The sequence below is a fragment of the Paraburkholderia sp. DHOC27 genome, assembly GCF_003429005.1.
GTDB lineage: Bacteria > Pseudomonadota > Gammaproteobacteria > Burkholderiales > Burkholderiaceae > Paraburkholderia.
This window is the reverse complement of the sequence record NZ_QVQV01000002.1, coordinates 655700-680006: the sequence shown is the minus strand read 5'-3', so window position 1 is coordinate 680006 and position 24307 is coordinate 655700. Positions and strand designations below refer to the sequence as shown.

Annotated in this window: 20 protein-coding genes and 1 pseudogene; 12 read left to right on the top strand and 9 right to left on the bottom strand. The window is 63.3% G+C overall.

Annotated elements, in window-relative coordinates:
• Nucleotides 1–6 precede the first annotated feature (6 nt).
• From hutU to hutG, 5 genes are all read left to right on the top strand, one after another.
• Nucleotides 7–1695, top strand: coding sequence for a urocanate hydratase (gene hutU / locus D0B32_RS11240; RefSeq protein WP_117334010.1), 1689 nt, complete (start codon nt 7–9; stop codon nt 1693–1695).
• Nucleotides 1696–1697: 2 nt separating this feature from the next.
• Nucleotides 1698–2315: a HutD family protein gene (locus tag D0B32_RS11235; RefSeq protein ID WP_181969782.1), complete on the top strand. Its 618-nt coding sequence runs from the start codon at nt 1698–1700 to the stop codon at nt 2313–2315.
• 81 nt (nt 2316–2396) lie between these two features.
• Nucleotides 2397–3626 carry an imidazolonepropionase gene (gene hutI, locus D0B32_RS11230; protein WP_117334008.1) on the top strand — a complete coding sequence of 410 codons (1230 nt, stop codon included), beginning with the start codon at nt 2397–2399 and terminating at the stop codon, nt 3624–3626.
• A gap of 26 nt (nt 3627–3652) precedes the next feature.
• The gene (locus tag D0B32_RS11225; protein WP_117334007.1) at nt 3653–5059 is read left to right on the top strand and encodes a formimidoylglutamate deiminase; all 1407 of its coding nucleotides are present in this window, start codon (nt 3653–3655) and stop codon (nt 5057–5059) included.
• Between the two features lie 107 nt (nt 5060–5166).
• Nucleotides 5167–5982, top strand: coding sequence for an N-formylglutamate deformylase (gene hutG, locus D0B32_RS11220; RefSeq protein ID WP_117334006.1), 816 nt, complete (start codon nt 5167–5169; stop codon nt 5980–5982).
• A 267-nt stretch (nt 5983–6249) separates the two neighbouring features.
• On the opposite strand, the gene D0B32_RS32515 is transcribed toward hutG, so the two are convergent.
• Nucleotides 6250–6393, bottom strand: a complete 144-nt coding sequence (locus D0B32_RS32515) for a hypothetical protein (RefSeq protein WP_181969781.1) — start codon at nt 6391–6393, stop codon at nt 6250–6252.
• A 492-nt stretch (nt 6394–6885) separates the two neighbouring features.
• Between D0B32_RS32515 and D0B32_RS11215 the strand changes: the two genes are divergently transcribed.
• From D0B32_RS11215 to D0B32_RS11205, 3 genes are all read left to right on the top strand, one after another.
• The gene (locus D0B32_RS11215) at nt 6886–7551 is read left to right on the top strand and encodes a hypothetical protein (protein ID WP_117334005.1); all 666 of its coding nucleotides are present in this window, start codon (nt 6886–6888) and stop codon (nt 7549–7551) included.
• Between the two features lie 100 nt (nt 7552–7651).
• Nucleotides 7652–9034, top strand: a complete 1383-nt coding sequence (locus D0B32_RS11210; RefSeq protein ID WP_117334004.1) for a DHA2 family efflux MFS transporter permease subunit — start codon at nt 7652–7654, stop codon at nt 9032–9034.
• 155 nt (nt 9035–9189) lie between these two features.
• Nucleotides 9190–11199: a DUF3857 and transglutaminase domain-containing protein gene (locus D0B32_RS11205; protein WP_117334003.1), complete on the top strand. Its 2010-nt coding sequence runs from the start codon at nt 9190–9192 to the stop codon at nt 11197–11199.
• Between the two features lie 43 nt (nt 11200–11242).
• On the opposite strand, the gene D0B32_RS11200 is transcribed toward D0B32_RS11205, so the two are convergent.
• Nucleotides 11243–12397 carry a branched-chain amino acid ABC transporter substrate-binding protein gene (locus D0B32_RS11200; RefSeq protein WP_117334002.1) on the bottom strand — a complete coding sequence of 385 codons (1155 nt, stop codon included), beginning with the start codon at nt 12395–12397 and terminating at the stop codon, nt 11243–11245.
• Nucleotides 12398–12956: 559 nt separating this feature from the next.
• The gene (locus tag D0B32_RS11195) at nt 12957–13418 is read right to left on the bottom strand and encodes a hypothetical protein (RefSeq protein ID WP_117334001.1); all 462 of its coding nucleotides are present in this window, start codon (nt 13416–13418) and stop codon (nt 12957–12959) included.
• Between the two features lie 227 nt (nt 13419–13645).
• Between D0B32_RS11195 and D0B32_RS32510 the strand changes: the two genes are divergently transcribed.
• On the top strand, nt 13646–13816 hold the full coding sequence (locus tag D0B32_RS32510) for a hypothetical protein (RefSeq protein ID WP_181969780.1): 171 nt from the start codon (nt 13646–13648) through the stop codon (nt 13814–13816).
• Between the two features lie 218 nt (nt 13817–14034).
• Here D0B32_RS32510 and pdxY read toward each other — a convergent pair whose 3' ends face one another.
• From pdxY to glgC, 3 genes are all read right to left on the bottom strand, one after another.
• On the bottom strand, nt 14035–14898 hold the full coding sequence (gene pdxY / locus D0B32_RS11190) for a pyridoxal kinase PdxY (RefSeq protein WP_117334179.1): 864 nt from the start codon (nt 14896–14898) through the stop codon (nt 14035–14037).
• 312 nt (nt 14899–15210) lie between these two features.
• Nucleotides 15211–16671, bottom strand: coding sequence for a glycogen synthase GlgA (glgA, locus tag D0B32_RS11185; RefSeq protein ID WP_117334000.1), 1461 nt, complete (start codon nt 16669–16671; stop codon nt 15211–15213).
• A 61-nt stretch (nt 16672–16732) separates the two neighbouring features.
• On the bottom strand, nt 16733–18010 hold the full coding sequence (glgC, locus tag D0B32_RS11180; RefSeq protein ID WP_117333999.1) for a glucose-1-phosphate adenylyltransferase: 1278 nt from the start codon (nt 18008–18010) through the stop codon (nt 16733–16735).
• A gap of 614 nt (nt 18011–18624) precedes the next feature.
• Here glgC and D0B32_RS11175 point away from each other — a divergent pair.
• Complete coding sequence (locus D0B32_RS11175) at nt 18625–19719, top strand: alpha/beta fold hydrolase (RefSeq protein WP_117333998.1); 1095 nt, start codon at nt 18625–18627, stop codon at nt 19717–19719.
• Between the two features lie 54 nt (nt 19720–19773).
• On the opposite strand, the gene D0B32_RS11170 is transcribed toward D0B32_RS11175, so the two are convergent.
• The 3 genes from D0B32_RS11170 to D0B32_RS11160 all read right to left on the bottom strand — a co-directional run bounded on the left by D0B32_RS11170 (nt 19774) and on the right by D0B32_RS11160 (nt 22029).
• A complete protein-coding gene (locus D0B32_RS11170) occupies nt 19774–20343 on the bottom strand; it encodes a hypothetical protein (RefSeq protein WP_117333997.1) in 570 nt (189 codons plus the stop codon).
• Nucleotides 20330–20821, bottom strand: coding sequence for a hypothetical protein (locus D0B32_RS11165; protein WP_147329515.1), 492 nt, complete (start codon nt 20819–20821; stop codon nt 20330–20332). Before D0B32_RS11165 ends, D0B32_RS11170 begins: the two co-directional genes overlap by 14 nt.
• Before the next feature lie 212 nt (nt 20822–21033).
• Nucleotides 21034–22029 carry an LLM class flavin-dependent oxidoreductase gene (locus tag D0B32_RS11160; RefSeq protein ID WP_117334178.1) on the bottom strand — a complete coding sequence of 332 codons (996 nt, stop codon included), beginning with the start codon at nt 22027–22029 and terminating at the stop codon, nt 21034–21036.
• 783 nt (nt 22030–22812) lie between these two features.
• Between D0B32_RS11160 and hpnI the strand changes: the two genes are divergently transcribed.
• Both hpnI and D0B32_RS32905 read left to right on the top strand, forming a co-directional pair.
• On the top strand, nt 22813–24021 hold the full coding sequence (gene hpnI, locus D0B32_RS11155) for a bacteriohopanetetrol glucosamine biosynthesis glycosyltransferase HpnI (RefSeq protein ID WP_259294956.1): 1209 nt from the start codon (nt 22813–22815) through the stop codon (nt 24019–24021).
• A gap of 78 nt (nt 24022–24099) precedes the next feature.
• Nucleotides 24100–24307 (top strand): annotated as a pseudogene (locus D0B32_RS32905) (hopanoid biosynthesis associated radical SAM protein HpnJ); the annotation flags it as partial.

Here is a 24307-nt window from a genome sequence, read left to right as displayed (position 1 = left end):
CCCACCATGAACAACCCGAAGCACATCGACCCGCGTCTTGATCCGACCCGCACGATTCACGCCCCGCGTGGCGCTGAAAAGTCCTGTAAAAGCTGGCTCACGGAAGCCGCGTACCGGATGATCCAGAACAATCTGGACCCGGAAGTCGCCGAGCATCCGCATGCGCTCGTGGTGTACGGCGGCATTGGCCGCGCCGCGCGTAACTGGGATTGCTTCGATCAGATTCTTGCGTCGCTGAAGGACCTGAACGACGACGAGACGCTGCTGATCCAGTCGGGCAAGCCGGTTGGCGTGTTCAAGACGCACGCTGACGCACCGCGCGTGCTGCTGGCCAATTCGAACCTCGTGCCGCATTGGGCGACGTGGGAGCATTTCCACGAACTCGATCGCAAGGGCCTGATGATGTACGGCCAGATGACGGCGGGTAGCTGGATCTATATCGGCAGTCAGGGGATCGTGCAGGGCACCTACGAAACGTTCTTCTCGGTGGCGAACCAGCATTTCAACGGCGATCCGAAGGGCCGCTGGATCCTGACGGGTGGCCTCGGCGGCATGGGCGGCGCGCAGCCGCTCGCCGCGACGATGGCCGGCTTCTCGATGATCGCCGTGGAATGCGACGAGACGCGTATCGACTTTCGTCTGAAGACGCGTTACGTGGACCGCAAGGCGAAGACACTCGACGAAGCGCTCGCCATCGTGGAAGAAGCGAAGCAGACCGGCAAGCCGGTCTCGGTGGGCCTGCTCGGCAACGCCGCGGACGTGTTCGCCGAATGCGTCGCGCGTGGCATCACGCCGGATTGCGTGACCGATCAGACCAGCGCGCACGATCCGATTCACGGCTACCTGCCGCAAGGCTGGACCGTGGAAGACTGGCGCGAGCGCATGAAGACTGCACCGGACAGCATCGTCACGCCCGCCAAGCAGTCGATGGCGAAGCAGGTGCAGGCCATGCTGACGCTGCAGGAACGCGGCGCGGCCACGCTCGATTACGGCAACAACATCCGTCAGATGGCGCTGGAAATGGGCGTCGAAAACGCCTTCGATTTCCCGGGCTTCGTGCCGGCCTATATCCGTCCGCTGTTCTGCGAAGGCAAGGGGCCGTTCCGCTGGGTCGCGCTCTCGGGCGACCCGGAAGATATCTACAAGACCGACGCGAAGGTCAAGGAGCTGATCCCCGACGATCCGCACCTGCACAACTGGCTCGACATGGCGCGCGAACGCATCGCGTTCCAGGGTCTGCCGGCGCGCATCTGCTGGGTGGGCGTGAAGGATCGTTATCGTCTCGGTCAGGCGTTCAACGAAATGGTGAAGAACGGCGAACTGAAGGCGCCCATCGTGATTGGCCGCGATCACCTGGATACGGGCTCGGTGGCGAGTCCGAACCGCGAGACCGAATCCATGAAGGACGGCTCGGATGCCGTCAGCGACTGGCCGCTGCTCAACGCATTGCTGAACACGGCAGGCGGCGCGACGTGGGTGTCGCTGCATCACGGCGGTGGCGTGGGCATGGGCTTCAGCCAGCACTCGGGCGTGGTGATCGTCGCCGACGGCACGGACGAAGCCGGCAAGCGTCTGGGCCGCGTGCTGTTCAACGATCCGGCCACGGGCGTGATGCGTCACGCGGATGCCGGCTACGAACTCGCGCAGGAAACCGCGCGGGAAGTGGGCCTCAACCTGCCGATGCTGGGCCGTTGATCGTGACGAAGGTTTCGCCTGTCTTCTCGCTGATCCGTGGCGCCGATCTGATCGCGGCGCCCTGGAAAAACGGCGGCGGCGTGACGCGCGAGATTGGCGCGATGCCGCCGGGCGCCGCCTTCGATACGTTCGTATGGCGCGTGAGCATTGCAGACGTTGCGCAGGCGGGACCGTTCTCGCGCTTTGCGGGCGTCGACCGCACGCTGGTGCTGCTGGCGGGCGCCGGGATGCTGCTCGATGAGGCGCAGGAGGCGGGCGGCGAAGCGCAGGTGCATGCGCTGACGCAAACGCTCGATGTGGCGCGTTTCGCTGGCGAGGCGGCCATCGATGCGCGCCTCGTCGATGGCGCGACGCGTGACTTCAATCTGATGATCCGGCGTGGCGCGGCACGCGGCGCGCTGGAGGTCTGGCGTGTGGATGGCGGCGCGCATCATCATGGTCTGTCAGCGGATGTGGTGTTGCTGTTTTGCGCGGCGGGTTCGGTGCAGGTCACGCTGGGCGACGGCGCGCCGGTCACGCTTACGAGTGACGATACCTTGCGTATCGACACACCAGACGCGTCGGCGTGCTCGGTTACGGGCGAGGGTGCGTTGCTCGCGATCCGTATTGATTACCTGTGACGCACGCAGCAGGCACGCACCAACCGAACCAACCAAACCAACCCAACACCACCCAGCGGAAAATCGGCACACGAGTAAGCGATGAAACCAACCGTCTGGCATCACCTGAAGCTTTGCCCCACGGGCAATCCTGAACAAACCTTGAGCGACGCCGCGCTTGCGGTGCGCGACGGCCAGATCGCCTGGCTCGGCGCAGCCAGTGAATTACCTGCGGAGTACGCCGCGTGGCCGCGCGAAGACCTGGGCGGCGCGTGGGTCACGCCGGGCCTCGTCGACTGTCATACGCACCTCGTGTACGGCGGCCAGCGCGCCGACGAATTCGCGCAGCGACTCGCTGGCGTCAGCTACGAAGAAATTGCCCGCCAGGGCGGCGGCATTGTCTCGACGGTGCGCGCCACCCGCGCCGCCGACGAAGACACGCTGTTTCGCCAATCCGCAGCACGGCTCGAACCGCTGCTCGCTGAAGGCGTGACCGCCATCGAAATCAAATCCGGCTACGGTCTCGACCTCGCCAGCGAACGCAAAATGCTGCGCGTCGCGCGGCGGCTCGGCGAGCGCTATCCGGTGTCCGTGTACACCACGTTTCTCGGCGCGCATGCGTTGCCGCCGGAATTTGCCGGCCGCGCCGACGACTACATCACCGAAGTCTGCGAGCGCATGTTGCCTGTGCTGGCCGAAGAAGGGCTCGTCGATGCGGTGGACGTGTTCTGCGAACGCATCGGTTTTTCTCTCGCGCAAAGCGAGCAGGTCTTTGCCGCCGCCGAACGTCACGGGTTGCCGGTGAAGATGCACGCCGAGCAACTCTCCAATAGCGGCGGGGCGGCGCTGGCCGCGCGTCATCGCGCGTTGTCCGCGGATCATCTGGAGTTTCTCGACGAAGCGGGCGTGGCAGCGATGAAAGAAGCCGGCACCGTTGCCGTGCTGTTGCCGGGCGCCTACTACTTCATCCGTGAAACGCAATTGCCGCCGCTCGAACTGCTGCGCCGCTACGCCGTGCCGATTGCGATTTCCACGGACAGCAATCCGGGCACGTCGCCTGCCACCTCGCTGCTGTTGATGATGAACATGGCGACGACGTTGTTCCGCATGACAGTGCCTGAAGTGCTGCAAGGCGTGACCCGGCATGCGGCGCAGGCACTCGGTCGCGCGGATCGTCACGGCACGCTGGCGGTGGGACGTGCTGCCGATTTCGCCGTCTGGTCCGTCGATACGCTCGCCGAACTGGCGTACTGGATCGGGCGTCCGCTGTGTGCGCGCGTCGTGCGCGGCGGCGAAACGGTTTATACGCGGCGCGAGCACACCGTCGCCTGATTCCCCCAAGTTTCGAAGGTTCGCAGATGACTGACTCCACCCGAACGTCGCATCACTCGCTGTTTGCCGAGCACGCTTATCTTGCCGATGGATGGCGCCGCAACGTGCTGCTCGAATGGGACGCCACCGGCACGCTGACGCAGGTGACGGCCGATAGCGCGACGCCCGCAGCGAATGTGGCGCGGGCCGCCGGTCCGGTCTTGCCCGGCATGCCGAATCTGCATTCGCATGCGTTCCAGCGCGCGATGGCCGGTCTCACCGAATACCGCGCCAACGCCACCGACAACTTCTGGAGCTGGCGCGACCTGATGTATCGCTTTGCGGCAAAGATGTCGCCGCAGGGGCTCGGCGCGATCGCGCAATGGCTCTACATCGAAATGCTGAAAGCGGGCTATACGTCCGTGTGTGAGTTTCATTACGTGCATCACACGCCGGATGGCAGTCGTTACGCACACACGCCGGAACTGGCGGAGCGTGTCGTGGATGCCGCACAGCGCAGTGGCATCGGCATGACGATGCTGCCGGTGCTGTATCAGTACAGCGGCTTTGGCGCACGTGCGCCGCGTGAGGATCAGCAGCGTTTCATCAATACGCCGGACAGCCTGCTCGACCTGCTCGGCAAACTGCGCGCCGCACGGCCCGAGAACGCCGCGCTGCGCTATGGCGTGGCGCCGCATTCGTTGCGCGCGGTGTCGGGCGACTCATTGCGCGCGTTGCTCGAGGGTCTCGATGCAAGCTTGCCGGGCGCGCCGGTGCACATCCATATCGCCGAGCAAACCGCTGAAGTGGACGCCTGCCTCGAAACCGAAGGCGCGCGCCCGGTGCAATGGCTGCTGGATCGCTTCGCCGTCGACGCGCGCTGGTGTCTCGTGCACGCAACCCATGTGGATGCCAACGAGACCCTTGCGCTCGCCAAAAGCGGCGCAGTTGCCGGGCTGTGTCTGACCACCGAAGCCAATCTCGGTGATGGCATCTTCCCGGCGCAGGAATACCTCGACGCGCAGGGGCGTTTCGGCATCGGATCGGATAGCCATATCGGCGTGGACTGGCGGTCCGAATTGCGTTTGCTCGAATATGGCCAGCGTCTGTCGCGCCGGCAACGCAATGTGCTGGCGTCGGCAACTTCCACGCACGTCGCGGACCGGTTGTTCGCGGCGGCGCTCGACGGCGGCGCTCGGGCGACGGGCCGTGCCGTCAATGGTTTGCAGGTGGGGCAGCGCGCCGACTGGCTGGTGCTGGACCCCGATCACGCGAGCATTGCTGAGCACGTGGCGGACGCGTGGCTCTCGGGCGTTGTATTCTGTGAGCATGGCGAGACGCCGATTCGCGATGTCTATGCCGGCGGCGAGAAAGTCGTCGAGAACCGCAGGCATCGCGATGAAGCCGACGCTTACGCGCAGTACCGTGTGGCGCTTGCCGAGTTGCTGAAATAGCCATGGCCAGGGCGCAATGACCCAGACGAGGCATTGACGCCTCTTGGGTTAGCCATACGGACTTCATCGAGCGTAAATCCATCCCGATTCATCGACTCCGGACTGACATGACTGCTTCAAATACTTTGCCGGTGTTCTCGCTGCACGAGGGAAGCCTGCCGCTGCTGATTTCGATTCCGCACGTGGGCACGCGCATCCCCGAGGATATCGCCGCGACCATGACACCCGCCGCGCAGCGCACCGAAGATTGCGACTGGCACCTCGACCGTTTGTACGCCTTCGCGCAGCGTCAAGGCGCGTCGGTTCTCATGCCGACTCATGCGCGCTATGTGATCGACCTGAACCGTCCGCCCGATGGCGCCAATCTCTATCCGGGGCAGGACACCACCGGTCTGCTGCCTGTCGATACGTTCGACAAGGAGCCGCTGTACCGCGACGGTCATCTGCCCGACGAAGCCGAAATCGCGCGTCGTCGCGAGGCATACTGGAAGCCGTATCACGACGCACTGGCCGCGCATCTCGCGAAACTCAAGGCGCAGCACGGCAAGGTGCTGTTGTGGGAGGCGCATTCGATCCGCTCACACGTCCCGCGTTTTTTCGAAGGCCGACTGCCGGACTTCAACTTCGGCACGGCCAACGGCGCGAGCGCGGTCGCGGGGTTGGCCGAGGCGCTTGCCACGGTGGTGGAGCGGCATGGCGGCCCGTATACGTCGATTGCGAATGGGCGCTTCAAGGGCGGCTATATCACGCGGCAGTATGGGCAACCCGCGCAGGGCATCCACGCGGTTCAGCTCGAACTCACGCAGATCACGTACATGGAAGAGCAGATGCCGTATGCGTATGACGAAACGCGTGCGGCCCAGGTCGAGCCGTTGCTGGAGGCATTGGTAAAGACTGCATTGGAGCGTGTAGAGTCGGCCTAGATGTCGCTCTGCGAAGCGCTTCCTGTGCCGCGAACTTGCGCGGCGCGTTTGCGTCGCGATGTAACGAAGGCGCGTGTAAAGCCTTCATGAAAGACGGCCCTTGGCGTGCAAGCACACCAAGGGCCGCTTTGTTTTGGTGACTCGACGTGGAGTGGTGGCCCTACGCCCGCTCTGGCGTGCGCATGATCCGACATCCGCGACAGACACCTGCCCTACGAAAAACACGCGAATCCGGCAGCAGCAAACTCACCCGTGCTGCCGTCGATCTTAATGGCAGTGCCGTTCCCAGTGACCATGCACGTGCACGCGATGGCACACGGGATGATGGTCATGATCGTCGGCGTAGGCGGCGCTGGAAAACGCGCTCATCGTGACCAGCGCGGCGGCAACGGCAAAAATGGCTTTTTTCATCGTGGTTCCTTTTTGTTAGTGAGCAGCGAATGCTGATCAGCACGTTGCGTGCCGCGACGGGTTGGGTGCGACGGCGAAATCGTCTTGGGAGATGTCCGGTTGTGTCTGGTGGCGCGTGACACACTGAGTGGACGGAACCGCTATCCGGAGCCACTACCGCCAGATTTGCGTCTCGCGAAGTATTTGTTGTCAGCCTTGCCAAACACCCGTTTGCCCCTCGGTAAAAACGTCCGCAGTGGCGCGTCTTGTCTAACGAAACCGCGTAAAGCAGCGGCTGGTTTCGGCGCTCGTTTCGGAACGTCCCTGACAGGGACCGGTCAACAGGAAGGGCGTGCAACTGCGGGACCATCCCGGTTGCGCGCGGTCGTGCTATGCGACTACGCTCTCAGCGAGACGATGCGCGCAGTGTCACCTGAAGGGCTACATCAAATCAGATCAAGCGCTACACAAGACGTCACACTCACCGTGCGAGACAAGATGGAAGAACCCGCAATGGACGATTCCGATGAACCCCTGCTGCCGGTCTGGCGGGCCAACCTGACGGTACTGACGCGCGAGGTGGGCGCAGCGACGCGTCTCGCACGCATGATGACGTTCTCCGCCAGCTACCTGAAACTGATGCTGGCCGGTCAGCGCGAATTCAACATGGAGTTCGTGCGTGGCGTCGAAGCCGTCACGGGTCTGCCGGCAGGATGGATGGACACGGTGCACGAGGAGCACGACATTCCCGCCAATGCCCGCGAAGCGATCGACAACGAGACGCCGCTCGCGCGCTTTCGCGGCACGGCGCACCCCGCGCGCAAGAAGTCGGTCCTGCGGCCGCCCGAGCCGATCTTCGGCCAGCCGGGCAACCCGCGGCGCGTCGAAGACGAGAGCTTCGACGCCGAAGCGCATCGCCGTCAGGCGCACTTTCGCAAGGTGCGTGATCTGGCGGTGCAGGACGTGCGGCGCCTCGAACGCTATCTGGCGCATCCACCCGTGGAACTGAACGTGGTGCGGGCCAAGGTGGAAGACGTGATGGCCGCCGCCGAACTCGAGGACACCCTGCACGCCGATCTTGCGGGCCGGCTCGAACAGATCGAGAAGCATCGTCATCTGCTGATGCGGCATGTGGAAAAGCTGCAGGCGTTGCTCGTGCGCCTCGGCGAAGGCGAGTAGGGCGTCGCCGAGGCCTCTCCACTCCTCACGCTTTTGACAATCCTGCGTTGCGCCGGAGTCGGGTTGTGCGCACGCGGCGTCTTGCGGTAAAACACCGCCTATGACCGACCGCTCCCGACTCATTCCAATCATCGTCGCCTGTCCGCTGTTCCTGCAAAACCTCGACACGTCGATCATGGCGACGGCGTTGCCATCCATCGCCCGCTCGCTCGATGTCCAGACCCTGCACCTGAACCTGGCCATTACCTCCTATCTGCTGAGTCTCGCGGTGTTTCTGCCGGCGAGCGGCTGGCTCGCGGACCGCTACGGTGCGCGGCGGGTGTTCTGCACGGCGATTGCGTTGTTTTCGCTAGGGTCCGCGTTGTGCGGGCTCGCGCAAAGCATGCCGCAACTGGTGGTGTTTCGCGTGTTGCAAGGCATGGGCGGCGCGATGATGGTGCCGGTCGGACGGTTGATCCTGCTGCGCAGCGTGCCACCCGCGCGGATGGTCGCGGCGATGGTCTGGTTCACGCTGCCTGGCGCCGTAGGGCGAGTGGCGGGGCCGTTGCTGGGCGGTCTGGTGGTGACGATCGCTTCGTGGCGCTGGATCTTCCTGCTGAACATCCCGTTCGGCGTGCTCGGCGTGCTCGCTGCCATGAGCTTCATCGACGATACCCATGAGCCGCTGCATCAACGCTTCGATCTGGCCGGTTTCGTTTTGCTGTCCGCGGGGCTCGTGGGGATGGTCGGCGGTCTCGACACGGCCGGGCGCGGTCTGGTGCCGCAAGCCGTCACCATCGCGCTCGCGGGCGGCGGCTTGCTGTCGTTGCTGAGCTACTGGCTTTACAGCCGCCGCCACGCGGACGCCATCATCGATCCAGGTTTGCTGCGCTACAAGACCTATCGGACCTCGGTGGTGGGCGGCATGCCCATGCGCATCGCGATCGGCGCCTCGCCATTCCTGATGCCGTTGATGCTGCAACTCGGGTTCGGGCTTTCGCCGCTGCAATCGGGCTCGCTCAGCGTGGCGACGGCGGTGGGCTCGCTCAGCGTGCGCGGCATCATGCAACGGGCCATTCGCCGCATCGGCTTTCGCAAGCTGCTGATCGGCGCCACGCTCATCACCGGCTGCTTCTATATCTGCTATGGGCTGTTTCGGCCAGGCACACCGCATCTGCTGATTTTCGTCGTGCTGCTGTTCGGCGGCCTGTTCAATTCCCTGTGTATGGTGTCGCTCAATACGCTCGGTTACTCTGACGTGCCCAAACCGCTGATGAGCCGCGCCACGGCGCTGTCGAGCATGGCGCAGCAGTTGTCGATCAGTCTTGGGGTGGCGTTCGCCGCTTCGCTCGTGACATTGACCGCGCGGCTGCATGGCGGCAGCGCGGCCCATCTGACCTCGCACGATTTCTCTCCGGCCTTCGTGGTGATCGGGCTGATGACGTTCTGCTCGCTGTTCTTTTTCACCCAGCTTGCGCACGATGAGGGTGATGAACTGCGATGAACCGCGATGAGTCCCGACGAGGCCCGGTGCGAAGAACCGCGATGTGCTACAACCATCAAACCGACTGGAAGAGGTGCGATCTTGGGAAACATTGCCGCTGACCTGCCATACGCGCTTGGCTTGACGCCGCGTGCATGGGGCGACGCATGCCGGGGATGAGCGGCCGCCTGTGGCGTCGACCGTGGTGCCGCGTGCTGCGACGCCGGTTGCAGCGCGAGTCGCTGCACGCATGCCGAAGCGCGCTGCAAACGTGGATCGCTGCTATCTGTCTCACCGGCGCATGTTTCAGCGCGCCCGCATGGGCCGACGACGCTTCCGCAACCGACGACACCGCGCCGTTCAGCATGGAGCGCGACGTGCATTACTTCGTTATCCAGAAGGATGGCTCGGTGGAGGAACACGACGACACCGTCTTGCGCGCCAACAGCGAGAGCGGCGTCGACGATATCGCCCAACGCTATGTCTGGTTCAACAAGGACATCGAGCAGGTGCAGCTGCTCGCCGCCGAAACCATCGATCCAGACGGGACCGTGCACAAGGTCGGCCCGGACGGCATTCGCGATGTGCAGGAACCGCGTTCGGCAGGTGCACCGACTTTCGAGGACGGCGTATTGCGCACGGTGATTTTTCCCGGCGTCGAAGCGGGCTCGCGCGTGCATCTGGCGTTCAGCAAGACGCGCAGCAAGCCCTTGCAGGCCGGTACGTTCGCGTACCTCGTGGAACCCTCGCTCGATCCGGTGGAGATGCAGCGTCTGATCTTCGATCTGCCCGCCGACGTTCCGCTGTATGCGGATGCGCGCGGCTACGTCGAGGTGCCGCCGGTCACGGAAAACGGCCGCACGCGCTATGAGTTCGACTATCGTCATGGACCCTATGCGCGCATCGAATCCGGTGCGGTGGGTTATGAAAGCTGGGGCGACCGGCTGATGGTGAGCACCGTGCCGGACTACGCCGCGTTCGCCGCGCGTTACAGGGGACCGGCCGCGGACGCCACCATGAGCGATCCGGCCATCGTGCAGCTCGCCCAGTCGCTGACGGCCGGCACCAGCGACCCACGCGAGAAAGCCCGCCTCCTGTACGACTGGGTGCGGCTCAACATTCGCTACGTCGCGCTCTTTCTCGGCGAGACCGCCGCGATACCGCACAAGGCGAGCGATATCCTGCGCAACCGCTACGGCGACTGCAAGGATCATGTCGCGCTCTATACGGCGCTGCTCAAGGCGGTGGGCATCAAGAGCGAGGCGGTGCTGCTCAACCTCGGCCCGTACTACGTGTTGCCGGATGTGCCGGGGTATGGCGCGAGCGCGATCAACCATGCCATCGTCTGGATACCCGAGCTGAAGCAGTTTGCTGACACGACGGCGGGTGGCACCGAGTTTGGCTTTTTGCCGGCCGTGGTGATGGACCGTCCCGTGTTGCTGGTCGATGATGGCACGATGTCGCGCACGCCTGCCGTGCAAGCGCGCTCGCGCTCGGTACGTCTGCAGATCGACGTGGACGAGAGCGGGGCGGCTTCGTACGCGTATCGTGTGGAAGACGGTGGCGCCACCGCTGAACCCGAGCGCAACATGTTTCGCCGCGCCACGCATCAGCGGGCGCAGCAGGTAGCCGCGAGCCGGCTGTTGCAAACCGGTCTGCATGGCACCGCGCGACTGCGCACCAGCGACGTCGCGACCACCGGAGGTCCATTCACCACCACGATTCAGGGCGCGCTCGCCCACTTCACCTGGACGGACGGCACGACTGCGCTGCCCGCGCTCAGCAGTCTTTCGGGTGGCATTGCGAGCCAGGTGCAGTCATGGCTTGCCGAGCCGCAACGCACGCAACCGTGGGTTTGTATTGGCGGCGACTTCGATGAGACCGCTGAGATTACGTTGCCGGACACGGTGCGTATCACCGATCTGCCCTCTGACACGATCGTGCAGGACGGCTACTTCGATTACGCGTCGCACTATGTGTTCGATCCGCAGTCGCGGGTGTTGCAGATCACGCGCCGCCTGCGGGCGCAGTTCGGGCACCAGGTCTGCTCGCCGGAAGCGTTCGATGAGATGCGTGCGTCGCTCGACAGGATCGAGCGCGATGCGCTGTCACAGGTGGTGGTGAAGGCGACGCCGCGCGTCTATCGTTTTGCGCAGCCGGGCCGCAGCAGCGGCGCGGCTACGTGAAAGACGTGGGGACGGCAGGCCAGAACGGCCTGCCCGGGCAACATCAGTTGCCGCCGCCCTTCGTCACGATCGGCACCCACGTGCCGCTCTTTACCTGATACAGCGTCGAGCCAGCGTTCTTCAGCGAGCCATTGGCGTCGAAGGCAATCGGACCGGTCACGCCGTCGAAGCTGATGGTCTTGAGCACCGGACGATACACCGCCGGCGAAGTCGACTTGGCCTGTTCCATCGCCTTGATCGCGGCCCACGCGGCGTCATAGCCAAACGGCGCGTACGAGAGGATGTCCACGCCAAAACGCTTCTTGAACTTCGCCGAGAAGGCTCCGCCGCCCGGCAGTTGCGCGAGCGGGCGGCCATATTCCCAGGCCATCGCGCCTTCGGCGGCATCACCGGCGAGCTTGATGAACTCCGGATCCATCACGCCGCCGCCCCCCACCAGTTGCGCGGTGAGGCCGAGTTGCTTCATGCGCTTGGCGACGCCCGCCGCTTGCGTGTCGAGACCCGCGAAGAAGATCAGATCGGCGTTGGTGGCCTTGATCGCGGTGAGCTGCGTGCTGAAGTCGACGGCCTGGTTGTCGGTGTACTCGTGCGCGACGATATTGCCGCCGTGCGCTTTCACCGCCTTCTCGAACTCGACCGCTTCGCCCTGACCGAACGCAGTGCGGTCGTCGAAGATGGCGATGCGCTTGGCCTTGGTCACGTCCACCGCGTAGGCGCCTGCGTTGCCGGCGTTTTGCGCGTCGGTGGAGATCACCATGAAGGTGTTGGCAAAGCCGCGTCCGGTGATGATCGGATTGGTGGCGGCTGGGTCGATCACCGGAATGCCGGCCTGCTCATAGACCTGCGAGGCGGGGATCGTGGTGCCCGAATTGAAGTGGCCCACCACCACGGAGACCTGTGCATCCACCAGTTTTTGCGCGGCCTGCACGCCGATGCGCGGGTCGGCCTGATCGTCTTCCGAAACCAGCTGGAAGTTGGCGACCTGATTGCCGATCTTGATCTTCTGCGCGTTGGCTTCCTCGATGGCGAGCAGCACGCCGTCTTCCAGATCCTTGCCGTAGCCGGCGTTGACGCCCGTCAGCGGTGCCGCGAAACCGATTTTCACCGGCAGATCGTCCGCGTAGCTGGACAGCGGCGCAACCGTGAGGATGGCGCCCAACAGCATCGTGAGGGGTTTCAGCGTGTTGCGAAGACTCATGGTCTCTCCTTGCATCGACAGGTTCAGGTTATGAAAAGCTGTGCGGCCGACTAGGGTTGCGACTGGCCAGATTTCCCCGGAGGTTGCTTGATGGCCAGGTACGACGGTGACGCTGGATCGAAAGGTGAGACGCGCGCGTGGCTTCCTTCAAAGGGGTCCGAACTGCCTCAGGGTACGGACGATCGTAGCCCGGAAACAATGCTGGAAAACACGGGGACTGGCGCGCCGCAGAAGCGCGGCTGGCAGCCCGCAGCCCGTTGCGTTGACACTGCCCGTCGCGGCCTGCACCGCTCAGGCATTCACCGCTCAATCTGGCGCGAATATAGAAAGCCAATTTGCGGGCGTCTTGGCAGTTCGCGGCGCTTTGGATGCGGATTTCAGCACAGGGACCGGGCGGGGCGCGCCGGGGCTGTGTCTCACGCGGGTCGTGCGTGCGGAAGTTGGCACACGGGCGCTGCGCTGACGCCGGCACACGGAGGGTGGCCAGCGGAGGCAGAAGGGCGGAAGGGGACGCGGAAAAGAGGAGGGATGGCGGCGCGCACGACGGCGCGCCGAACGCTTATTCCTCGCCTTGCAGGCGCAGCACTTCTTCGCGCAGACGCTGCAGCGGTTCGAGGGTTTCCTCGTCGGCCCAGGTCTCGAGATCGTCGATGGCGCGCTGGCAGCCGTCGAGCACCAGGTCGAGATCGACCGGCACGCCATTGGCCAGCGCGAACTGGATCGTCTCGGCAAACTGTGCGCATTCGTCCGCACCATACGAGATGTCCAGATTGTCCGCGATCACCTCGGCGATATTGCTGCGCGACTTGTCTTCCTGCGTGACCAGATCGATGATGCCGCGCGCTACGGCCGGCGAATAGTAGAGCGCGATATCGAGCCACTGCGCGGGATCGAAGTCGGCCTCGTTGAACTGATTTTCGAAGTATTCGATCGCTTCCTGCTCGTGCGCTTCGTCGGCATCGACGCTGATGCACAGCTCCTCGAAATACTCTTCCCGCTCGCTGCGGATATGACCGTCCATCTGAACCTCGTTTGCCTTGAGCGGGTGCTTGAAGAAAGGGGCGTGCACCGCGCGGCACGCATTATAGGACGAGCGGCTGACAGTCATGCGTCAGCCGGATGTCTCAACGCACGGCCTCCCGCAGAGTCTATGCCCGCGGTGCCGGATGCGAGAAAACCCTAATACCGTTAAAATCGTGGGCTTTGCGCTGATCCATTCATTGATCAGACTAATCAGGAGAAAGTGTCATGAAGGGCGTTTGGTTCGTGGTTGGCGCAGTGGCGCTGACCATTGCCGGTGCAGTGACGGTAGCGCCGTCGATCGCGCAGGCTGCTGGTTTGACCCGTGCACAAGTGATGGCGGAGATCGCCGGGCACGTTAAGGACGTGAAAGACGTCAAGATCGCCAAGGCGATCTGAGAGAGGGGGTTGAGGCGGGCTGCTGTTTTAGACCGCCTGCCATTCGCTGTTCGTTTCGGGCGACCCGCTCAGGCGACCCGCTCAGGCGACCCGCTCAGGCGACCCGCTCAGGCGACCCGCTCAGGCGACCCGCTCAGGCCGCGAGTTCGGGCCTCTCGTGCGAGACCACCCTGGCTCGCACCGCTGCATTCAGCTTGCTTCGCCTGAATGGCCAAGGCTTAGACCGTCGCCGCCGCCCAGGCATCGAACCATTCGTGCGGCTGGGCGATTTCATTTTGCGCGGCAACCAGTTCCAGTTCATAACGCCCCGCCTGCCACGTCGCCTTGACGACGGCGTTGACGGCGGCGAGCGTATGCTCGAAGGCTGCCCGCACGGAATCGCCCAGCAGCGTACGCGCGACGAACACCGCGCTCGTCAGATCGCCCACCCCCACCGGTTGACGCGCAAACGGGTAGAGCGGGCGCTGTCCCATCCAGGCCTCGTGAGGCGTCACCACCAGCATGTTGAAGCGGTCAGCCGGACTGTTGCGGTCCAGCAGATGCTTGACCAGCACGAGCTTCGGTCCGCGCGCGAGAATCTCGTGACAGGCGTCCACGGCCTCTTCGAGCGTCTCGATCTCGCGACCCACGAGGCGTTGCAGTTCGCCGTGATTCGGCGCCATCGCATCGGCCACCTCCGGCATGGTGCGCACCAGAAACTCCTGAATACCCGGTTCGACCTTGCAGCCGGCGGAGGTGCCCATCACCGGGTCGCAGAAATACCAGGCGCGCGGATTCGCCGCTTTCACCGACTTGACCACTTCGATCACCGCTTGCGCCTGCTCGGGCGTGCCGAGATAGCCCGAGAGCACCGCGTCGCAGCGCGGCAGCACGCCGATCGCGCCGATGCCGTCCACCAGATCCTGCACCTGCTCCGCGTCGATCGCGCTGCCGGTCCAGTGACCGTACTGCGTGTGATTGGAGAATTGCACCGTGTTGAGCGGCCAGACATTGACGCCGAGACGGCGCATCGGGAACACCGCGGCGCTGTTGCCGGCGTGCCCGAATACGACGTGCGACTGGATACTCAATACGTTTTTCATGATGTCTACACCGGCACGCTCTGTGGAGGAGCGCGCTGAGAATGGAAAGTGGGTGTCGTGCGACTGCGTGTGCGCCGTGCCCGAGCCGGAACCAGGACGGAACGGCTGCGCGATGCCCGTTCGGGGCATGCCGCGGCGCCCGCAATGTGCATGTGCAATAGACAATACATGAGATTTGGCGCAAAAGGACGTGATCCGTCCCCGTGTTGTTGCGCCAAACCATCAGTCGCCGGTTATATCTGGCGGAACGAGCCGGCTAATCGCGTTGGCTCGATAGGCGATTCGATGAGCGGAGCGGGGGCGGCCCGCGGCTCAGGTCAAGTCGCGATACAAGGCCAGATAACGGTCAGCCGACGCGCCCCAGCCGAAGTCCTGCTGCATGGCGCGCTTTTGCGTCGCTTTCCATTCGGTGCGTCGTCCGTACAGGGCGAACGCCCGCCGGATCGCCGCAGAGAGGGCCTCGGGCTCGAAGCGCTCGAAGACGAAGCCAGTGGCGAGATTGTCCGCGAGGTTTTCCAGTGACGCGTCGACCACCGTGTCAGCGAGGCCGCCCACCCGATGCACCAGCGGCAGTGAGCCATACGCGAGCGCGTACAACTGCGTCAGACCGCACGGCTCGAAGCGCGATGGCACCGCCACCACGTCGCTACCCGCGATGATGGCGTGCGCCAGGCTCTCGTCGAAGCCCAGTTCGACCGCCACAGACTCTGGATGACTATGTGCGACACGTTGCAGGCCCGTTTCCAGCGCGGGGTCGCCGGTGCCGAACACCACCAGTTGACCGCCGCGCTTGATGATCTCCGGCAGCGACGCCAGCAGCAGGTCGAGGCCCTTTTGTTCGGTCAGCCGGCTCACCACCCCGAACAGCAGCGCGTCGCTTTTCTCCGCCAGGCCGAAGCGCTTTTGCAGCGCCGCCTTGCAGGCATGCTTGCCGACTGGCCGGGTGGCCGTGTAATGCTCGGGGAGCAAGGCGTCGGTGGCAGGATTCCAGACCGTATAGTCGACGCCGTTGAGAATGCCCGACAGATCGTGAGTACGGAAGCGCAACAGCCCGTCGAGGCCGCCGCCCTGGGCGAGCGTCTGGATTTCGCGCGCGTAGGTGGGGCTCACCGTGGTGATGCGGTCGCTGTAAAAGAGGCCCGCCTTCAGGAACGACAACTGGCCATAAAACTCGATGCCCTGAATGTGGAAGAAATCCGCCGGCAGTCCGAGCTGGCCGAACAGATGCGCGGGGAAGATGCCCTGATAGGCGAGGTTGTGCACCGTGAACACGCTGCGCGCGAAGACCCGGCCATGTTCTCGTTCGGCGGCGCGCAGATAGGCCGGGGCAAGCCCCGCGTGCCAGTCGTGCGCATGAACGATCTGCGGCGCCCACGCCGGATCGAGGTGCTGCGCAAGCTGCGCCGCGACCCAGCCCAGCAGCGCGAAGCGCTGGGCGTTGTCGCCATACGGCACGTGCTGCGAGTCGAGATACGGATTGCCCGGCCGGTCATACAGCGTATCCGCGCGGATCACGTAGACCACCAGCCCATTCGCCGCCAGCGTGCCTTGTTCGAGCGTGACATTGGGCGCGTCGAAGCGGCGCCCCAGTTGCGCGACGGGGCGCAGATCGGTGAGTCCGGCCAGCACCGCCGGGAAACCCGGCAACAGGACCCGCACATCCGCGCCACGCTCGCTCAGCGCCGGGGGCAGGGCGCCCGCCACATCGGCAAGACCGCCTGTTTTCAGGAGGGGATACAGCTCGCTTGCGACGTGCAAGGCGCGAATCGTCATGGGCAGATTTCCGCGTGAAAGTGGATGAAGATCGAGCGGCGCTCGGCGCAACCCGCCGACACTAGTTCGGCGGCGGCGTCTTTTGCCCTCTGAGCGCTTCCGGCGTCACCAGCACGATGCCGCTGTCGGTGCGGTAGAAACGCTCCGCATCGGCCACCGGGTCTTCGCCGATCACCGTGCCATCCGGAATCGTACAACCGCGGTCGATCACCACGCGCCGCAGACGGCAACTGGCGCCGACCGTCACTTGCGGCAACAAGACTGCCTCATTGATGTTACAGAATGAATTCACCACCACGTTCGACGACACCACCGAGCGCGAAATCTGCGAACCGGAGATTACGCAGCCGCCGCACACGATCAGGTTGGTGGCCGAACCCTGCAGGCCGTTCATGTCGCGCACGAACTTGGCCGGCGGCAATTGCTGCTGCTGCGTCCAGATGGGCCAGTCGGGGTCGTACAGGTCGAGCGTCGGAATGGTGGAGGCGAGGTCGAGATTGGCGGCCCAATAGGCGTCGATGGTGCCGACGTCGCGCCAGTACGGTTCCACGTTCGGGTCCGACGATACGCACGACATGCTGAACGGATGCGCGATCGCCGAGCCCTGCGTGACCACACGCGGCAGGATGTCCTTGCCGAAGTCGTGATCCGTGTCGGTGCTGGCGATGTTTTCTTCCAGCAGCGAGTACAGGTAGTCGGCGTTGAACACGTAGATGCCCATGCTGGCTAGCGCGATATCCGGCCGGCCCGGCATGGCAGGCGGATCAGCGGGTTTCTCGACGAAGCCGGTCACCTGACGCTGCTCGTTCACGTGCATCACGCCGAACGCCACCGCGTCCATGCGCGGCACCTCGATACAGCCCACCGTGCAGTCCGCGCCGCTTTCCACGTGGTCGCGGATCATGCGCGTGTAGTCCATCTTGTAGATGTGATCGCCTGCCAGCACGACCACGTACTTGGGACGGATGGAGCGGATGATGTCGAGGTTCTGGAACACGGCATCGGCCGTGCCGCGATACCAGTGCGCGCCCTCGACGCGCTGCTGCGCCGGCCACAGGTCGATGAACTCGTTGAACTCGCCGCGCAGGAAACCCCAGCCGCGCTGCACGTGGCGGATCAGCGAATGCGCCTTGTACTGCGTGACCACGGCGATGCGGCGGATGCCCGAATTCAGACAGTTGGAGAGGGCGAAGTCGATGATGCGGTACTTGCCGCCAAAGTGCACGGCCGGTTTGACGCGCTTGTTGGTGAGTGCACCGAGCCGGGTGCCGCGGCCGCCCGCAAGAACAATGGCGAGAGTGGCGCGTTGCAGATCGTTGAGGCTTGCCGGAGTTTCCATGTCTTGTCTCCTTGGTAGAACGGTCAGCGCTTTGGCGCCGATGCCGCTCTTATGCAACACGATTATTGGTAGTGAACCCCGAACGCTGCTGCTGGTCTTTTTTATGGATTCTGTTCCAGATACTCGTTGCTGTCGCGCTGCCTGTAACGATTGTTTCCTATTTCTAGCACCGTTTTACCGCCGCCGAATAGTCTGGATTGTGTGGATGCGCAAACCGGTTGATCTACTTCGCAGTGCCCTTGCTGGCGTCCTCGCGGGTCTTTTTGGCGTCCTGCATAAGATCGCAGGGTACCGGGAGAGCGTCGGTGCGGCACGGCGCATTGCCGGTTCCTCGGTCGCTGATTGCGCTGCGCCTGGTGGTGCGCAAATTATGTGCCACATCGCGTCAAAGCGGTGTATGGGCGCGATGGCCCAGCGCAGCGTGGCGTGCCGAGGCGCGCTTTCGTCTGACAACGTAGAATTTGCGACTGGTTGATAGAAGTCAGTAGAACTGTAAAAAGCGCCTTCGAAGCGCGGCGGTGCGTAGCGCACGGCTCGCGTTTAGCGAATCGGCGCACGCTACCCGTTCAGTGCGCGCGTAGTGCGAACCCATCCTGATCGAGGCATCATCGCTTATGACTTTCCGTCGTTGCAGGCTGCTCGCCGTTACTACGTGTTCGGCCGTCGCGCTGTCCGCGTCGATGTTCGCAAGCGCAGCAAGCGCCGCCTCTGCCGCGAGCGAAGCAGAGGCCACCAATGCAAGCGCGGCCTCCGCCAACGAGGGTCCGGCCTATGGCCCCGAGCTTCAGGGCTTCGACTATCCGGCGCCGGTCGGGGAATTCGATTTCACCTCGCAGGGCGTGCCCTTGCACATGGCGTACATGGACATCCGACCCGCGCACGCGAATGGCCGCACGGCGGTGCTGCTGCACGGCAAGAACTTTTGCGCGGCCACGTGGTGGCCCACCATGCAGCGCCTGAGCGACGCGGGCTATCGTGTGATCGCGCCGGACCAGATCGGCTTTTGCGAGTCGAGCAAGCCGGAGCGCTATCAATTTAGTTTCCAGCAGCTCGCGCGTAATACACATGCGTTGCTCGAATCGTTGGGTGTGAGCCGGGCCACCATCATCGGGCATTCGACCGGCGGCATGCTGGCGATCCGTTACGCGCTGATGTATCCGCAGGCAACCGAGCAACTGGTGCTCGTCAATCCGATTGGTCTGGAGGACTGGAAGGCGAAGGGCGTGCCGTCACTCTCCGTGGATCAATGGTATGCGCGCGAGCTGAAGACGACCGCGGACAGCATCCGCCGTTACGAACAATCCACCTACTACGCCGGTCATTGGCGCGCGGATTATGAACCGTGGGTGCAGATGCTGGCGGGCATGTATCGTGGACCGGGGAGGGACATCGTCGCGTGGAATTCGGCCTTGCTGTACGACATGATTTACACGCAGCCCGTGGTCTACGAACTGGGCGCATTGCAGATGCCTACGTTGCTGTTGATCGGCCAGAAGGACACGACGGCGATCGGCAAGGACGCCGCACCACCCGAGGTACAGGCGACGCTTGGGCATTATCCCGAGTTAGGCCGCGCGGCCGCGAAGGTGATTCCGCATGCGACGCTGGTGGAATTGCCGGACGATGGGCACGCGCCGCAGATGCAGGATCCGCAGGCGTTTCATCGGGCGTTGCTGGAGGGGTTGGGGGCGGTGGAGGGGAACCCGTGAGCATCTGGATACGTTTCTGCAGCGCGCCTGCGTGCGCTGCGCCGCTCTCCACGCTCACGCTGATGCGAAGGCGTCGAGCGCGACCTCTTCCTGAGCAAGTGTATGGGTGCGTCGAATCTGCTGGATCATCCGGGTTAAGACATCGAAAGCCGTTTCGGGTGTGATCTGCATCGGGGTTGGCCTGCCTGGATTTTGATGGGCGATCCAATCGCGATATTGCTTGATTTGCTTCACTTGGCCGATGAGATCGGAGTCAACCTCGCCTTTGAAAAGGTTGAGGATCTCGCCGAACCGCCAGTATTCGACTTCACTCTCAAACTTTTCCGCCAGCTTCTGGGCATACTGGCGCGGATAACCAGCGGCAAGCAGACGGTTCGCCGTTTGCAGATGCTCGATGACGAACCGCTCGAATGTGGCGAAGAGCGCAAGGATCGCGAGATCGGCCGCCTGTTTTGCGGCATCTTCCAGGGCGGCTTTTGTTTCCTCCGGCGCCGCGCCAATGAACCGGGTGCGCAAGATCAGCTCTTCGTGCTGGATCTGAATCATACGCGTGGCCACCTTGAAGCAATCCTTCGCTACACCAAATGCCTTGTAGACGGGATCCAGCGGGTTATTCAAATTCATGGTCGGAGACGTCCGTGAGTAGATCGAGAAACAGACGCTCGTCTACGAGCTTTGCACGACGCACCGTAGCCTCTATCCAGTACCAACCCTCTTCTCCGACTTGCGAAAGCAAGGGTGTCGACAACGAGGCTTTGAATTTTCCGCCGACGCCAGTTTGTGTTGAAAGCGCAGGACTCCTTCCAACACGGAACAGGAGCGAATGTCTTGCTACGCCGCCGATCAGGTCCACTCGGCCTTGTGCGCCAATGATTCTTGATCCAATTGGCAGGATTCTGGCGACTGGCACGTCGTCCTTTGATATGTAGAGGCTGGGGGCGACATACTGGGCCATCAGCTCTTCGCTGAGCATGACGGTGTCGCGTTCCACGGTGAGGCCGTGCGCCCGGCACCATCCGCTCACGTTCCCCAGAAAGGCCGTGACGCGTCGCACGTACTCAACGGAAGAAAGGCCCGAATCTCCGGTTTCCGGTTCAGCCACTGTTTGTCCCTGTCTTCTCACAATGCACCCGCTGTAGTCCCCGATGTTTGCAAGGCCAGTCGATTTGACGCCTGTATATGCAGCGTAAAACGGAGGTTCTTGCGTTCAAACCCGAGGCGTCAGCGTACCATCGAATCTGTCCCGAAATATGCAAAGTGGACATACGAAGATGCATTTCGCTGCGGGTAGTCGAGGCCTTCCAGCCCACCCCCTCACACCCCGCCCACCATCCCCTCACGCACCTGCGCAGCAATCTCAAACGACCGCAGCCGCGCGCTGTGATCGAAGATCTGCGCGGTTAGCATCAGCTCGTCGGCGCCGGTTTGCTCAATCACCGAAAGCAGGCCCTCGCGCACCGTGTCCGGATCGCCGATCACGGAACAGGCGAGCGAATGCGCGACATTGGTTAACTCCATCTCGGCGGCCTCGAGCCGTTCCACCGGCGGTTGCAGTTGACCGGGCGTGCCGCGCCGCAAGTTGATGAACTGCTGCTGCAGCGACGTGAACAGCAGCCGCGCTTCTTCGTTTGTATCCGCGGCGAACAGATTTACGCCCACCATCGCATACGGCTTGTCGAGCGCCGCCGAAGGACGGAACTGCGCGCGATAAAGCCGTAGCGCGGTCAGCATATGGTCCGGGGCAAAGTGCGAGGCGAACGCAAACGGCAAGCCGAGCGCCGCCGCCAGTTGCGCGCTGAAGAGCGACGAACCGAGCAGCCAGATCGGCACTTGCAGACCCGCACCAGGCACCGCACGAACCCGTTGACCGGCCACGGGCTCGGCGAAATAGCGCTGCAACTCGACCACATCGTCCGGGAAGGAATCCGCGCTGCCTTGCAGATCGCGACGCAGTGCGCGAGCGGTGGTCTGATCGGTGCCAGGTGCGCGGCCCAGACCCAGATCAATGCGGCCGGGGTAGAGCGACGCCAGCGTGCCGAACTGTTCGGCAATCACGAGCGGGGCGTGATTCGGCAGCATCACGCCGCCTGAGCCGACGCGAATGGTTTGCGTGCCGCCCGCCACGTGGCCGATCACCACCGAGGTCGCCGCACTGGCAATGCCGGTCATGTTGTGATGCTCAGCCAGCCAGTAGCGTTGATAGCCCCACTTCTCCGCGTGCTGCGCGAGATCGAGCGTGTTCTTGAAAGCCTGTGCCGCCGTGGCGCCGACGTTGATGGGAGAAAGGTCGAGGACCGAGAAAGGAATCATGGCAAGTTCGTCCAAAGCCTGCGCCGTGTGGGTTGCGCAAGGCGAGGGTTCGCCTGCGTCGGGCCGACAGCAGCCAGAGCAAAAGCGGATTGTGCCAAAGCGCCCGGATTCCCGCTGACGCGGTTCACAAGCCCACGTCTACAGCAGGGTGTTGCGGTGGCATTGGCGGGCCATCGGGCTTCCCTGTTTTGCCTGGCGTCCCCATCGCGCTTGCCATTAAGTGTTCCCACTCACACATTCATTAGACTAATTTATCTGAATCGAATTGATTAACATCAAATTGAAGAATCTATTATGACTTCGACAAAGCACGCGCATGGTACGGTAAAAACTTCTAGGGCAGACAATAAGTGATGAACGTTGGCTGGCTTCAAGCAAGTCTGCGCCAGCGCTGCTACAATTTTTGCGTTCATGCAGCATCTTGCAATCAGCATTCAACGCGCGCCACGGTTGACTTCGCGGTCAGCGTAGCGGCGTGGTGGTGGCTGTCCTTGGAAAATAGTTAAAGCGACCCAAACAGGCGTCGGCGGATTAACTCGCCTGTTTTATCGAGCATGAGACTGTCTATTGGCTTTCGATCGTCTGTCATATAGTCAAATCATTATTACGGGGCGTTACGGATATATCCCGTGCATTGTTTTCGGCAGAGCGGCAGTAAAGCCGTGAGTGGCCGGGCGTAATTGGCAGGAGCGCTGAAAGTGCGAACGAGCGTTCTGTTTAATATGTTTTCACTTGACTTGCGGTTGCCCTCACGGGCCCAGCCTCAAGCAGGAGTGATGGGCAATGACGTTGCATGCAAGCTGTCTTATGACGTGGCTGGTGATCGCAATGTGTTGTGCGACCACGACCTACGCAGTCGTCGCCGCGTTCGCGATGCCGTTTTTCGGCAAGCGCTCGCGCAACCGCAATGTGGGGTGGGCGTCGGTCAGCGTGCTCAAGCCGCTTTGCGGCACCGAGCCGCGTCTCTACGAAAATCTCGAGACCTTTTGCAATCAGGCGCATCCGTGTTTTCAACTGCTGTTCGGCGTCTCTTCGCCGGTTGATCCTGCCATCGGCGTGGTGCGGCGGCTGCAGGCCGCCTATCCGCAATGCGATATCGAACTGGTGATCGATTCGCGCGTGCACGGCAGCAATCTGAAGGTCAGCAACCTGATCAACATGGCCGAACGGGCGCGCCACGACATCATCGTGCTGGCCGACAGCGACATCGCCGTGGAGCCGGATTATCTCGACACGGTGATCGCGCCGCTCGCCGATCCGGACACCGGCGTGGTGACCTGCCTGTACCGTGCGCAGAGCGTGGGCGGCTTCTGGCCGCGCCTTGGCGCCATGTTCATCAACGAATGGTTTGCGCCGTCGGTACGCGTGGCGCATGCGGGCGGCTCGCGCCGCTTCGGGTTTGGCGCGACGCTGGCGTTGCGGCGCGAGACGCTGGCGGGCATCGGCGGCTTCGAGACGCTCAAGGACTGCCTCGCGGATGATTACTGGCTCGCCGAACACGCGCGCACGCTGGGTCTGAACACCGTGTTGTCGCCGGTGATGGTCGCCACGGACGTGATCGAGCCCACCTTCACCACTTTGTGGCTGCGCGAATTGCGCTGGTTGCGTACGATCCGCTCGGTGAATCCGCCGGGGTTTGCGTCGCTGGTCGTCACGTTCACCGCGCCCTGGCTCGTGATCGGCGCGCTGATGCTGCTCGGTATCGAGAACGGCGAGGGCGGCACGGTGCACGCCTGGATGAGCGGCATACTATGGATCAGCACGATCACCGGCAGTTTCGCGCGTATCTTGTTGCATGTGCGCAGCGCGCGCTATTCACGCAGCTTCTGGCATGACCTGCCGCTGGTGCCGCTGCGCGACACCTTGCTGGCGCTGCAATGGCTGGCCGCGGTGTTCGGCTCGCATGTGGTGTGGCGCGGCGCGCGCATGGCGGTGGTCAATCGCGTGACGCAGCCGCGCACCTCGATTGTCGAGATGTCGGATCGTGGGTGACAGGGCGCGCACTTGATTGATCGGTATAGCATCATCCAGACTTCTATGAGAAACAATGCAGAACGCGGGAGAGCATTGATGAAAACGCTGTTTTTGCAGGCCCCTTCGTACGATGGCTTCGACGGCGGCGCGGGTTCGCGCTATCAGGCGAAGCGTGAAATCCGCTCGTTCTGGTATCCGACGTGGCTTGCGCAGCCGGCGGCGCTAGTGCCCGACAGCCGTGTGGTGGATGCCCCCGCCGATGGCCTCTCAGTGGAGGCGACGCTCGCGATCGCGCAGGAATATC